This is a genomic window from Marinimicrobium sp. LS-A18 (genome assembly GCF_000463525.1).
Taxonomy (GTDB): domain Bacteria; phylum Pseudomonadota; class Gammaproteobacteria; order Pseudomonadales; family Cellvibrionaceae; genus Marinimicrobium; species Marinimicrobium koreense.
In genome coordinates this window covers 749,395-764,965 of sequence record NZ_AWEP01000005.1, presented here as the reverse complement: position 1 = coordinate 764,965, position 15,571 = coordinate 749,395, and the positions used below count along the sequence as shown (strand labels likewise).

1 protein-coding gene is annotated in these 15,571 nt (G+C 59.2%); it reads left to right on the top strand.

All coding sequences use genetic code 11. From position 1 onward, the window contains the following. Positions 1 to 3 precede the first annotated feature (3 nt). On the top strand, positions 4 to 15,564 hold the full coding sequence (locus tag N645_RS0111190; RefSeq protein ID WP_024461601.1) for a hemagglutinin repeat-containing protein: 15,561 nt from the start codon (positions 4 to 6) through the stop codon (positions 15,562 to 15,564). The last annotated feature ends 7 nt before the right edge of the window (positions 15,565 to 15,571 follow it).

Genomic DNA, 15,571 nt, shown 5'->3' with positions numbered 1-15,571 from the left:
GTCATGAAACGAATCAACAGCTACGCCAATCGTCTCATTGTATGGGCGGTCTCGCTCTGCATGGTGGGACAACCTCTCGCGGCCAGTGCCGAAGTCATTGTAGACAGTAATGCCAATGCCGAACACAGAGCCGAGTTGGACCGTGCTCAGAACGGTGTCGACATTGTGAACATTGCCGCGGCCTCAAAGGCGGGGGTTTCGCATAACAAATTCAGTCGGTTTGATGTGCCGGAAGAAGGCATCATTCTCAACAACAGCCGAAGCGAAGTGAATACCCAACTGGGTGGCTATATCGCCGGTAACCGCAACCTCCGGGAAGGAACAGCCGATATTATTCTGAACGAAGTGACCGGAGGCCACCGCAGTCAGTTGGAAGGCTTTACTGAAATCGCCGGTGATCAGGCCGAATATGTATTGGCTAATCAGTGGGGTATTACCTGTGACGGCTGCGGTTTCGTCAATACCCCCAAGGTAACACTCGCGACCGGCCGGCCGGAGATGAAAGACGGATCACTCAGTGCAATCCGCGTCACTCGCGGCGATGTGTCCATCATTGGGGAGGGGCTGAACGCAAGCAATGTCGACTACGTGGACATTCTGGCACGATCTGCGGAAATCAATGCCGACATTCATGCAGACCGGTTGCGTATGCTCACTGGAGCTAACCAGATCGATTATGCATCCGGCGGCGTCGACCCCATTCAGGCTGAAGGCGATGAGCCGGATTTTGCCCTGGATTCTTCCGCTCTCGGCGGAATGTACGCCAACGCAATTACGCTTTTGGGTACGGAACATGGCGTTGGGGTCCGGCTGGCGGGAGATATGGCCACTGACGCGGGTAATCTGGTCATTGACCAATCGGGCAAGGTGGAAGTCAATAATCTGTTCAGCCAGAACCGGCTCCGGATTGCCAGTCCTGCCGATGTCGTGTCTACCGGCAATCTGAGTGCCGACCGGATTGATGTCCAGTCTGGATCGCAGTTAACGCTGTCGGGCGATCAAGTATTAGGTCGCTCAGAGGTTGATCTCAGGGCGGAGCGTATCAACAACTCCGGTGCCGTCGCCGCCGGCTATAGCGACACAGGTGAATCTTCAGGAAACGGGCTGCTATTGATGTCGGCAGACCGTCTGGAAAATTCTGGGTCTATTGTGTCCTCCGACACCCTGAAACTGTTGGGAGGGGACCTGGGCAACACCGGTGATCAGGCCCTGATCCAAAGTGAGGGTACGGTAGAGCTCGAAGCAAGTCATCTGGACAACCGGGACGGTGCCAGAATCATCGCTGACGAAGCGCTTGGAATACAGGTGTCGGGCGAAACCGATAACGCCGGTGGTGTTATTACCAGCGTCTACGATGAGCTGACCCTGACTACACAGGATCTGAATAACTCGGCTGGTCTTGTCCATGGCGGAGAGGCAGCGACCGTGACGGTAACCGATCGGCTGAATAACGCCGATGGTCGTATCGAGTCCGAGGGGGCGCTTGCGCTGGATGTAGGCGGCAGCCTCAGCAACAGTGGTGGCACCATTGGCGGGAGCGAAGGGCAAAGCCTCGACGTTTCCGGCGATCTTGACAACCGTGGGTCGGCGACCGCCTTCTCAGATCATAGTCTGACCCTGAATCTCAATCAGCTGGACAACCGGGACGGTCAAATTTCCCATCTCGGAGAAGGCTTGTTTGAGCTCAATATCGAAAACAGCTTCCTCAATCAGAATGGTTACCTTGCCAGTGCCGGGTCCATTGATCTGTCTGCGGGCACCATTGACAACGACTCCGGATACATCGGTGCGGAACACACCTTACGTCTGTCTTCAATCAATGGCTTCAACAACCAAAAGGGAACCTTGTGGGCCGATCAACTCCTTGGTGTGACGGCGGTCGACTTTGATAATACGCAGGGCGCCCTGGGCAGCGATCGAATTGATGTGGACGTGACGAGATGGGATAACACTCAAGCGAGCCTCAATGCCAATGATATTCTCGTGACAGTCACCGAGGATATGAACAACAACGGTGGAAAACTGCACGCTCAGAATCGTTTGAACATGACAGTGCTGGGGTCGGTAGAAAACACTGACGGCGCACTGGTGTCCGACAACGAGTTGTCGCTGCAGGCCGGAGAACTTCGCAATATCGAGGGGGCTTTGGCGGCGAAAGGCGAAGGTGGGCTCGCAATCGCCGTTGAGGACAGCCTGATCAACAGCGGATCGATCTACAGCCTTGACGGCGAACTGAACATTACAGCGGGTTCTCTGAACAATGATGCCGGCCTGATCAACCAGTCCGGTGCACAACCGTTAACGCTGGTCATTGATAATGGCCTTAGCAATCAACGGGGCGAAATCAGTGCAAATCAGGCACTGAGTCTGTCCGCGACCGAAGTGGACAACGCGTTTGGGGAGCTATTCTCAAAAGCGCTGTCAGTCGTGACCGGGAATTTCGGCAATCATCAAGGTCTGGTTGAGGCCGATAGCTTGGCACTTAGCATCTCCGGAGACCTGAACAATACCGGCGTTTCGGAAGCGCCGGCGTTAATCCGTGCGCTGGGATCGTCCGGTACAGCGTCGACCATTGAAGTCGATGGCCGGCTTGACAACCAGTTTGGTGAGGTTCAATTCGCCAACGGTCAGTTTACAATGAGCGCGACTGCGCTGGACAACCGCGACGGCCTGATCTGGCACGGAGGCGAGGGTGACGCCCGGATACAGGTGGTCGAGTCGATCAATAACACCCGGGGGGCACTGATCGGACAGGGAGCTATCCTCGCACAGGCTACGGATATCAATAACAACGAAGGCCTGATTCAGGCGACCGACTCGGTCGACGTATCGGCTGGCAATGAGCTCTCGAACGCCGCCGGTAAAGTGACGGCAGGGAACCGTGTAAATCTTGACTCCGGCCTTTTGGACAACACCGCGGGGCATATCACGTCCAACCAGGTGGTGATTTCGGGCTTGTCTGGAAGTAACCGTGATGGTGTGATTGATGCTGGTCAGGGCCTACGCATAACGACTTCTGATTGGGATAACACGGACGGTTGGCTAGGCGCCAGTGATGCTCTGGAGCTGACTGTTTCGGGACGACTCAATAATCAGGGCGGGGAGCTGTATAGCGAGTCGGACATACGAATCACTTCTCATAATCTGGACAATGCCGGTGGCCGTATTACGGCGGGCTCCCAGGCACGGTTAAACGCCAGTGAGATCGATAACTCCCAGGGGGAACTGATAGGGTCGGGCTTAATAGTCGATGGTGGCACCCTGTTAAACCGGGGTGGCGTCATTGAGTCCGATACGTTGGCGCTGGCACTGCTGAGCGACCTGGTCAATACCGATAACGGCCTGATCAGCGTCTTGGCGACTGATCCCGATGCGTTGAACATCGCCTCGACCGGCGTGCTGAACAATACGGGCGGTCGTATTCAGACCAATGCCGAAAGCGCTCAGTTGCAGGCTTCCTCCTTGTTAAATCAGGGCGGCAAGATCCTGCACTTGGGAGAAGGCGAATTGCGCTTGGGCAGTGCTACGGATCTGGACAACGAAGAAGGCTCTATTGAATCAAACGGATCGTTAAATGTCAGCACGACAACGCTGAACAACACGGATGGCTTGATCGCCGCCAGTCAGGCTCATTTGGACGTCGACGCCACATTCGCCAATGAACGCGGAATGCTGGATACCGTCGAGACGGTGACTCTGAATACGGGCCACTTCAATAACGTGGACGGAACCCTGTCTGCATCCGGGACGGAAAACAGTCACATAACAAGCGCCAGCCTGAATAATCGACGCGGCCTTATTCAGAGCAATGCCGACACGCTTTCCCTCACTTCAACGGCAACGGACAACACCGAGGGCGTGATTCGTCACGCCGGTGCGAGTGCGCTGATCATAAGAGACGACGATGCCGGATCGTTGATTAATGACAAAGGATCGGTGCTCAGTAACGCTCGTATTGATCTTTCCGTTGCCGATGTGACTAACCGCCAAGGGGAGTTTTACGCACCGCAACTGACCTGGAGCGGCACTGGCCTGGACAACACCGGAGGGTTGATCGAAGCGGAAGATCTGTTTATGGCGCTCTCCGACTCCCTGGTCAACGGAAAGCAGGACGAGGTGGCTGGTCTCATTACCGCCTTGAACGGGTTTTCCTTGAGCGTAAGAGAAACGCTGAATAATACCGGTGGCAGCCTGCAGAGTTCCGCCGATGAAATGGTTATCGCCGCTCGGTCGTTGCGCAACGAATCCGGACGCATTCTGCACGGTGGTTCCGGCGCTTTACAGCTTGATCTTCAGGAGGAGCTGGACAATCAAAGTGGATGGGTGAATACCAACGCCGCCTTGCGCGTCGCGTCCGGCCGTATCAATAACCAGTCGGGCCAATTACTCGCCAGGGACTCAGTGTCGCTGAACCTGACGGGGGCGGAACAGACCGGCCACCTGGATAACCGTCAGGGGCTGATTGATACCAGCGCCGGTTTGACCGTTCAGGCCGCTTCCATCGATAACCGGTCCGGCACCCTGCTGAGTGCGGGAACGGAAGCCAGTGAACTCACCGTCGACACCCTCTTCGACAATCGGGGCGGGAAGCTCCTGAGCAACGCGGACCAACTCACCCTCTCAGCCGAAATCCTGGACAATGGCGCTGATGAGGCCGGCCTGGCGGGCCTGATTCAGCACAACGGCAATACCCTGTCCCTGGAAGTCGATAAGGAACTGAATAACAGACAGGGAGAGGTGCTCAGCGCCGGTGCCTTGAGTCTGGAGAGCGCCGTACCCAGTGATCTGACAATAGACAATACGCTGGGGGTATTGGCCTCACAAACCCTGGCGATAAGTGCTGGGGATCTGATCAACTCGGGCGGGGTTCTGGAAGCGGACATTCTCGAGCTTGCGTTAACCGGGAGCCTGGATAACGGGGTGCATGTCGGCACCGAAAACAATACCCAGGCACTGATTTCGGCGCTGAGCGGCGAAGCGGACTCATTGTCGATTCAGGTGGGTGGCAGCCTGACCAACAGAGGCAGCGTGATACGCGGCGCCGGCACCGACTGGGCCATTACGGTCGGTGGCAAGCTGGTCAATCAGGAAGGGCTGCTGCTGCACACCGGCACCGGGACGTTGAGTCTGGACCTGCGGGAGGTGGATAACCGGGGCGGCCGGATCGACTCGGATGGCGCCCTTTCTTTAGCCACCGGACGACTCGATAACACAGCGGGTAGCCTGGTATCGGAGCACCACCTTGATCTGCAGATTGGCGGGCAACTGAACAACGAGCGGGGCGAAATCGATAGCGCCGAATCATTCAGCATTGAAGCAAACGACGTTATCAACCGTGCCGGCGTTCTGTCCGCCGCGGGTGAAGCGGATAGCACCCTTAACGCGACCAGGTTTGATAACTCCGGCGGGCGAGCCGTCAGCAATGCCGAACAGTTCACCGTTCACGTCGATGAGCTGATCAATCAGGCGCTCGAAGGGCAGGCCGGCCAGATTCATCACGCCGGTCAAGGCGTGCTGCATCTCAACGTGTCCGACCAGTTGGACAACAGCGCCGGCGAGCTGATCAGCAACACACGCCTGATGTTGAATGGCGGGGCACAGCTGGACAATCAGCTGGGTCTTATTTACGCACCAGAGATAGCGGCCTTACTGGCGCGTCTCGACAACACGGGCGGCACCCTGTCGGGCGAACGTCTGGATATACAGCTCTCCGGTGATCTGATCAACGACACTTCGGGCGAGCACCGCGGATTGATATCGGCGATGAGCGAAACAGGCAGCGCCGAACTCAGACTCACGGCAGCCGGAACGATCGATAATCAGAGTGGCACATTGCAGACCAATGCCGATAGCGCCGCCATTGAATCGGCGGCACTGGTAAACGACGGCGGACGTCTCCTGCACCTGGCCAATGGAACACTTGATCTATCTGCCGACGAGGGCGGCCTGAGCAACCGTGAAGGGCTGATCGTTACCGACGGTTCGATTACTGCAAACGCCAGTGCACTGGACAATCAGAACGGCGAGGTGATTGCGCGACGCGATATGGCAGTGAGTGTGGCAGAGGGCACACTGACCAATGATCAGGGATTGGTCAGCGCTGGCAGTCGCCTCATGCTCTCCGGTGACAGTCTGAGTAACCAGGACGGTGAATTGTTCAGTGCCGGTGCCGGAGACGTTGCATGGACCTTTACCGGCGACCTCAATAACGCTGGAACCATTCTCAGTAATGCCGGCCATTTTGATCTGACTGCCGACCGCGTGGTCAATCAGGGAACCCTGCACCACTCCGGAGACCGGCTGGCAATCACCGTGGCGCAACAGCTGGACAATGACGGCGGCGAGCTGGCGTCCGCCTCCGAGCTGCAACTGACGGCGCCCGAGCTGATCAGTCGCAGCGCCGGCACAATACTGGGCGAACGCATCACCCTCACGGCGGATCGCCTGAGTAATACCGACAACGCCCTGCTGGAAGCAGAACAACTGGCACTGAACATTCAGGAATCGATCACCAACAGTGATGGTGGTCAGCTTCGTGCCTATGCGCAGACCGGCGCTCAACTGACGCTCGGTTCGGACCTGGGTACACCGCTGGTTATTGATAACCGCGGCGGAAGAATAGAAACCAATGCATCGAATGTCCAGCTCCACGCCGCTGAATTTATGAACCAGGGGGGGCGGTTGATCCATGCCGGCGACGGCATGCTCCAACTGATCAGCGACAACGACTGGAACAACCAGGGCGGAGCAACTCTTTCCAACGGTGCCCTCAGTCTCACCGCGGCCAATCTCGACAACAGCGCCGCGGGCACACTACAGAGCCTTGGAGGCATGACACTGTCTATGTCCGGAGCGCTGGATAACCGCGATCAGGGCCTCATCGATACCGCCGAAAACCTCACTCTGGAAGCGGAACAGTTCGATAACACTCAAGGCTCCCTGTTCAGCGCGGGCGCGGCGGACAGCGCACTGACCGTTCGTCAATCGCTGAACAATACGGATGGTCTGTTGTTGACCAATGGCGAACGCCTGACGCTGACCCTGGGCAGCCTGATCAATGCTCGTGTCAATACGGAAGCGGGCGGCGTCATCAACCATGCCGGACAAGGTGCCTTGCGCCTCGACGTGAGCGGCGCCGTCGACAATGACAATGGCGAACTTGGCAGCGCCGGATCCATGGACGTCGAGGTCCAGGACGCATTCAGTAACCGAGCGGGTGTATTGTTTGCCGCCGAGCGCATTGGCTTGCAAGCCAATGCACTGGAAAACCAGAGCGGTACGGTACAGGCCGGTCAGGTGAGCCTGAGCACCACAGAACATCTCGATAATGATGAGGGTGGCAAAATTACGGCGCTCGGGCTCGCCGGTGAAAGCGAGGCGCTCACCTTGGTCGCAGGCGGCGCATTGACCAATCAGGCGGGGTTGATTCAAAGCGCCGGTGGGTCGGCATCGCTCCAGGCTCAAAGTCTGGATAATTCGAAGGGCGATATTCTGCAGGGCGACGCTCACGACTTGTCGGTCACCAGCGATGGGCAGCTGCTCAATCGCGGTGGTGCCATTCAAAGTGTCGGTAGCCTGACGCTATCCGCCGCTGAAATACTCAGCACACAGGCAACAGACGGTGCCAAGGCGACCATGGCGTCGGGAGGCAACCTGAGTCTGTCCACCATTGGCGCGCTCAACAATCAGGGCAGTGTCATCAGCAGCAACCAGACCCTCCAGCTCAGCGCCAATTCTATCGACAACCAGGAGGGGGCCATCAGTGCTTATGGCAATGGCGAGAATCGACTGACCGCCACAACCACCCTGGATAACACCTCGGGTTCGCTGTACTTGAATGGCGGAGCGAGTGAGCAGTTTCTTCAGGTGGGTGACTCATTACTGAATGTTGATGGTGAACTGGCCCACAGCGGCACAGGCAACCTGATGATCACCGCACCACGGGTGGATAACAGCACCCTGGTCGGCCGTAGTGATGCGGAAGGAAATCCCCAGGGGGCCCTTCTGAGTTCCAACGGCCGTGTGTTGTTTACCGGCCTTGATGCGCTCCTGAACAACGGCACGGACACGATGCCGCCGTCATTGATCAGCGCAAGCCATATTGAACTGACCGGATCGGATGCCAATGCCAAGGTTGAAAACCGCTTTGGCACAATGATCGCAACGGGAACCGACAGTCTGATAATGTCCGGAGTCGAACTGGATAACGACAATGGCGTGCTCCACAGCAAGGGCCCCGCAACCCTGGACTTGAATGGTCTAAGCAATACGGGAGGGAGCCTCGAATCTTTAATGGACCTCACGCTCTCGCTGGACAGCTTTTCATTTGGTGACGGTGAGCTGAAAGCCAAGCGTGACCTCACCATTAACACCGCGGATAATCTCAATATCCAAGCCGGCAGCAAGGTGTCCGCCGAAGGCAGCCTGTACCTGAATATTGATGGTTTTTTCAGCAACCGGGGCACCGTCGAAGCCGCTGATACCCTGTCGATTCGGAATGTCACGGGCGGCGGACTGTTCGAGAATGGCACCAGCGGTACCTTAACCGGTGACGAGCGCTTGGAAATCGAATTCGGTAATGTCGCCAACTACGGCGTTATTGGTTCCCGTAAGGTGGTGGACCTATCGGGAGGAACCCTCCGAAATCATGAGACGGTCGTGGCCGGTCAACACCTCGAGGGGACGTTTACCACTGTTGATAACTATAAACTGATGTTTTCCGGCGACACACTTCTGCTCAATGGAACCCTCGCGGGCGAGCGTGGTGTTACGTTCAGTAACCATAACAATGCCGATCTGTATGCCATCGGCGACATGGAATTGAAAGCATCCACCGTTCAGAATTTGTCAGGCCGTCTGGAAAGCCGCAACGGCGATGTCCGAATAGAAGCGAATCAACTCATCAACAAGCGGGCTAGAACGAACGTTACCTACAAAGAAAGCCATTTCAGCGAAACCTATGGCGGGGGAGGCAGTTACTACAGTTTCCACCGTTACTCGACAACGGTAGAGTCGGTGGATTTTTCCGAACCGGCTCTGTTGAGTGCGGGGGGAGATCTCAACATTTCGGCGAGTAACATTACCAACTCCGCCAGTCAAATGATGTCGGGTGGCAACATTGTATTTAATGGTAATAACTTGGCCAATGAGGCCTATGAAATCTACAATGAATTCAAGGAAGTCTCCTTCCCCGTGGGCGAGGGGGATAACGAAGACGCCCACACCGTAAATTACTTTTACGAACTCTACGACAGCTACGCCTCCGAAATCCTCGCCGGCGGCGTCATCCTGGGTGATTTCACTGGCCAGGTCGACAACGTCACAATTCGTGAAGGATACGACCACGAATCCAACATACTGAACGAGGAAGCGGACACGGCCTCACCCGGTTCGGTGCAGGCACGCTCGGGGGCCGCCGTTGAGCAGCAGTCAGCAGCCAACCTGGACGCCTCGGTCGAATCCGACAACTACAATGCCACCGCCGCCACCAGCGGCGCGTCCGCCGAAGCCATTGAAAGTGGTCGTGGGGACGTTACCCAAGCGACCCACCAAGGGGCTGACGTCACAGCTGATGAAGTAAACAGCACCCAAGCACAAACGGTCACCAGCGGCAGTGCCCAGGACAGCTTCGAGGGCCAGGGGCGCTCTGGTGAACAGATCGCCAGCAACGGCGAGTCCCTGGAGGTAGAAGGCAGTCAACGGGATGGCGTACAGGTCGAATCATCCAACCGTGACTCGAGCTCACTGACCGACACGGGCGCCGGTTCGGACGCGAACCGTCCCGATGCCCCCGAAACTCAAACGCCGGAGTTGGCTGAAGGCGGCCAGCGGGATTCCGTTCCGGACGCGACCGAGGACAATAATCCTCAGCCCGTCCAGCCTCCCGAGCCGCCGCCCGCGCCGGTCGCCAGCGGAGAGGACATCGAGCTGGCCGAGATCTACAACCCGGCGGATAACATCAGCCTCCCGCAGGATGGCAGCCTGTTCGTGATCAGCCCGGAGCCCTCGGCCAACTATCTGGTAGAAACCAACCCGCTGTTGACCGACTACCTTGAGTTTCTCTCCTCCGACTACCTGCTGGAGCGGTTGGGCGTTGACCCGGCCGACCTGAGCAAGCGCCTGGGCGATGGCTTCTACGAAACCGACCTGGTACGTGAGGCCATCTGGAGTACGCGGGGGCGCCGTTTCCTCACCAACACCGACGGCGTGGCCTTCGAGTCCGACGAAGCGCAGTTCCAATACCTGATGGACAACGCCCTTGCCGCCAGTGAGGACCTGGAACTCCGTCCTGGTGTGGCCCTCACCGCCGAGCAGGCCTCCCGCCTCACCCAGGACATCGTCTGGCTGGAAGAGCAGGAAGTCGACGGCCAACAGGTACTGGTGCCGGTGTACTACGCTACTACGGCAAACGGTACCGAATTCAATGGCGGGGGTGCGGTCATCGCCGGCGCCCAGGTGCAGATCAACGCCGATGGTGGCTTCAACAACGATGGCACCATCGCCGCGGACGGCCAGGTCGCGCTGCGCACCGAGCGGGATTTCAGCAACGTCGGGCGCATCACGGGTGGCAGCGACATCACCATCGACGCCGGCCGCATCACCCACGAACGGGTGGATGACCTGCGCGAGGCGGTGATCGAAAGCCGGGGTGGCGACATGAACCTGATTGCCCGCACCGGCAATATTCAGGCGCTTAGCGGGCGCATCAGCGCCAACGACCTCACCCTGCGGGCACTGGAAGGTCAGATAGAAAACCGGTCCAGCCTGGAAGCCCGGGGCGACCTGGTCGCTCGCGCCAAGAGCCACATCGTCTCCGTGGTCCAGACCGACGGCGAAGGCGGTCGCATCCAGGCCGGTAGCGACCTGACCCTGATTGCCGAAGAGGGCGATATCATCAGCCGCTCGGCCACCGAGCGCCGCACGGGTCGGGCCGGTGACATTGTCAGCATGGCCGGGCGGGCCGACATCCGCGCCGGCGGCAACCTGCACATGAGCGCCGGTCGGGACATCGAGCTCACCGCCAGCGACCTGACCGCCGGCGGCGACGCCCGCCTGCGGGCCGAGCGCGACATTACCCTCGACGCCCTGGAAACCCGTAGCGCGGATATGGATGGGCGGGTCAGCAGCAAACGCAGCCACATTACCCGCACCACCGAAACCGGCCATGAAGTCACGAACCTGAGCGCAGGAGGCGATTTGGCGCTGTCGGCCGGCCGCGACCTCACCTCCCGTGCTGCCAGCCTGGAGGCGGGCGAGAATATCGACCTGCACGCCGAGCGGGACACCCGCCTGCTCTCGGTCACTAACACCCGCACCGAGGAACTGGAGTCCTCCTACGAAGGCTCCCTGGGGCGCCGCAAAAGCCGCTCCGAGTACAGCGAAACCACCGACGTGGTGGGCACCCGCGTTCAGGCCGGTGGCAACATCACCGTCAACAGTCGCCTCACCGACGAAGGCCAAATTGCCCTCAAGCAGAGCCGCGACGTTCAGATCGAATCGGGCCAGTTGGTGGCCGGGGGCGATCTGGTGGTGGGCGCCCAGCGCGATATCACCATTGAAGGCGCCGAAGAAACCCGCCACACCGCCAGTCAGAGCCGAAAGCAGGACTGGAGCGGCCTCAAAAGCCGCCGCGACTGGAGCGTCCAGAGCGAAACCGGCTATGCCGGCAGCGAACTGGCCGCCGCCAATGACGCCACCCTGGTCTCTGGCCGCAACACCGACATCGTCGGCAGCCAGGTGGCCGCCGGCAACGACTTGCAGGCTCAGGCCGGTGTGCTGGACGACTCCGGCAGCCTCACCCTCCGCGAAGGCATGGAATCCCGCCGCGACTACCAGGCCACCCAGAAGCGCTCCCCCACCGCCAGCCTGGAGGCCGACGACAATAGCGTGAACGCCTTTGTCGGCAACCAGCGCGAACGCACCAGCTCGGAGGTCACTCAGGTGCGCGGCCAGGGTAGCACCCTGGTGGCGGGCAACAATGTCACCGCCCACGCCGCCAACGATCTGATCATCGAAGGCAGCGACGTCGCCGCCGGGAACGATGCCCGGTTAACGGCCGACAACAACGTCCTTATCCGCGCCGGGCAAACCGACACCAGCACCGAACAGGGCCAGCGCACCACGCGCGATGGCCTGGGCCTCACTCTCAACCACAACCTGGGCCAGGCCAAAGATGCCCTGGAAAACCTGGGCCAGGGCGACAACACCGTCAGCAAGGTCAGCGGCGTACTGCGCGCCGCCGACGCCCTGAACAATGCCCAACCCAGTGCCAGCGCCCACCTGGGTAAAACCACCACCGAGACCGCCAGCGAACAGCACACCCAGGGCGCCCGTGCCAGCCGCATCAGCGCCGGTGGCAACATCGACGTGGCGGCCGGCAATCGCGCCGAACTGACCGGCGTCGAACTGGACGCCGGCAATGACATTCAGATCAGCGGCACCGACGTCGTCCTGCTGCCGGCCAATACCAGTGGCGAGCAACAACACAGCACCGACTTCAAGCAGACCGGCGCCACCCTCCAGGCCAGTACCACCAACGCCAGCCTCACCGCTGGCTACGCCAAGGCCGACAGCGAGCAGTCCACCCAGACCACCGGGCAAGTCGGCAACCAGCTCACCGCCGGTGGCTCCATCGCCCTGACCGCCGATAACGACGTCCTCGTCCGGGGCAGCGACTTCAGCGCCGGCGAGAACATCGATGTGACCGCCGGCAACAACATCGACCTGCTGGCCGGCACCCACACCCAAAACACCGCCAGCGACTCCGACCATGAAAGCGGCGGTGTCGGTGTCAACTTCGGTAGCAATGGCGCTGGCTTTACCGCCCAGGCCGCCGGCGGCCGCGACCGCCTGAACCGCGAGGCCACCCAGCACACCAACAGCCAGCTCACCGCCGGTAACGCCATCAACCTCACCAGCGGCAACGACACCACCATTACCGGTGCCAACGCCGAGGCCAAGCACCTGAACGTCAACGTCGGTGGCGACCTCACCGTCGCCTCCGTGCAAGACACCGGCAGCGCCGACGGTCGCCGGGAAGACTACAGCGGCAGCATCACCGTCGGCGCGGGCGTCAGTGGCGGCGCCAACGTCGGCCAGGGCGAGACCGAGGGCTCCACCGCCTGGGTCAGCAACCAGACCAGCCTGATCGGCTCGGAGAGCGTCAACATTCAGGTGGACGGCCACACCCAGGTGGACGGTGCCCTGATCGCCAACATCAAAGACGATGGCTCCGATGGCGGCAACCTCAATCTCGATACCGGCACGCTCGGCTATACCGATTTCGAGGACCACGACCGGGAAAACAGCGACTACGCCAGCGTCGGTTTTGGCACCGGCGGCAACGCGGGCGCCAACGCCCAGACCAGCGCCCCGGAGAGTTTTGAGGGCGACAGCGCCACCCTCGATTTCACCAGCCGGGATAAAGATCGCCAGCAGATCACCCGGGCCACCATCGGCGAGGGCAACATCACTGTCCGAGACAACCCGGACCAGGACCTGAGCGACCTCAACCGCGACATCGACACCGCCCAGGAAATCCTCAAAGACCAGGATGAGACCACCGACGTCTATGCCAGCACCACCAGCGTGGAGAGCCTCAAGGGCCTGAAGGAAACCGGTGAGGACAATACGCTCAACCAGTGGGGCAAAAACCTGACCAGCACCGTCAGTCCCGATGCCTGGGGCCAGGTCGGAGAAAACGCCACCGACGCTCTGGGCGATACCGGCCGGACCGTCTCGGCCGTGGCCACCGAGCAGAATCTTGGCATCACCGATCTGTGGAGCACCCTGGACCAGACCGCCAAAGGCACCCAGCTGAAAAACGACCTGGCGCGCAATCCGGACTTCGCCCACATCCGCGAAGGGCTGGCAAGTGACGACCCGGAGGCCTACGCCCAGGCCGTTCGAGACCTCGGCCACCTGGCCCAGAACAAGTTCGGCATCGACCTGACCGACATCGTCCACTACGACGGCGACGCCACTGACAGCACCGCCTTGGCGTTCAATGCCCTTCAGGACACCCGTGGCGCCACCGTGCTGGAAGAAGGCCATGCCGAGTACGGCAACATCTTCCTCAACGCCACCGCCGGTGATGGCAAAAAAGAGCAGGTCAACACCCTGGGTCACGAGGTACTGGAAACCTTCACCTTACAGACCGGCGCCGCCAATGACGCCACCCAAGAAACCCAGGCCCAACTGTTTGGGGAGCACCTGTCCAGCCGGGTGGATGGCCTATACGAAGACGGGTTGGATGCCACCGCCGGTGACACCTTCTACACCGATCTGGGCAATAGCCAAACCGTATTTCAGGGCACCCAGCGGGCCGATCAGGTGGGCAGTGCGTGGGTGGATAACCGGCAGCTCCTGGCACCAGAAATGCTGGCCATCCAGGATACCGCACCCCAAATGGCCGAAGCCCTGGGCATCAGTGAACGGGACGCGGAAAAGCGCATGGCCGAAGAGCTGCTCAGTCACGTGGACCAAAGCTGGAGCGAACGCTTTGACCAGTCAGGCCGAGACAGTGACACCGACGCCCTGGCCTACCTCGGTGAGGCACTGCAAGGTCAGGGAGAGCGCTACCGCCCGAACAACGACTCGGACGTTCCCTACGCCGTCGGGGAGGAACCAGTCTTTGACGACACGCCGGAGTCCATCCAGCAATACCTGACGGACTATAGCGACAACCACAACGGTCTATACCAGAGTCGCACCCACAGCGGCGAAGGGTTGACCAACGACCTGTCGCTACAGAGCCGGTTCTACGAGCAGAACTTGGGCACCGATAATACTCTGCAGGACAATCTGGACTACGCCAAGGGCGAAGCCGCCGGTGTTGGGGAAGTGGCAGGCAATGTGCTGACGGGTTTGGCGTACGCCATTGAAAACCCAATGGAGGCCGGGGAGGCCATTTCGGCCAGCACCCTGAAACTGGTGGCAGACCCGGCGACGACGCTAGGTGACATCAAAGACCGACGAGAGGACGCCATCATCAACGCCCGGCTGGACGCGCTTCAGGGCGACCACTATAGTGCGGGAAGGACACAAACGGCCAGCGATCTGGAACTGGGGCTTGAGATCGCGGGAATGGTGCCGGTGCCTGCGGGAAAGATGGGGAACTTGGGTAGGGTTCCAAAGAGCTTAAAAAGTGATTTTGGAAATATACCAGAGAGGGTAAGCACGACGAGTGGTGTAGTAATTCAACCTGTACCGGATAAGACCACTACCATTCTCGGGAACTATGTTGAGGACATGGATAATATAATAAATACGCAGTTGGAGTACCCGAAAACAACAAACTTCGATCCTAAGCCGGGTGGGTTTAATGTTCTTAATGTTCCAGATGAAATGTTCAAATCACCTAGTCAGTTTTGGGAGGAAGTTAATAAACCTTTTCTTGATATTGCTGTAAATCGCGGTGACGAAATAATCTTGGCAACAGAACCAAAGGCTGATGTCCTATATAGGGATGATGGCTCCTTGACAGGGTTTGGACGAGAAATTGAGTATCTTATTGATAGCGGATATCGGTATGACGAAGTTTCCGGAAAGATGGTTAAAGACTGAGGTTACG

Coding starts and splice junctions, on each gene's coding strand:
- N645_RS0111190 (WP_024461601.1), top strand. CDS start 4: ATGAAACGAATCAACAGCTACGCCAATCGTCTCATTGTATGGGCGGTC.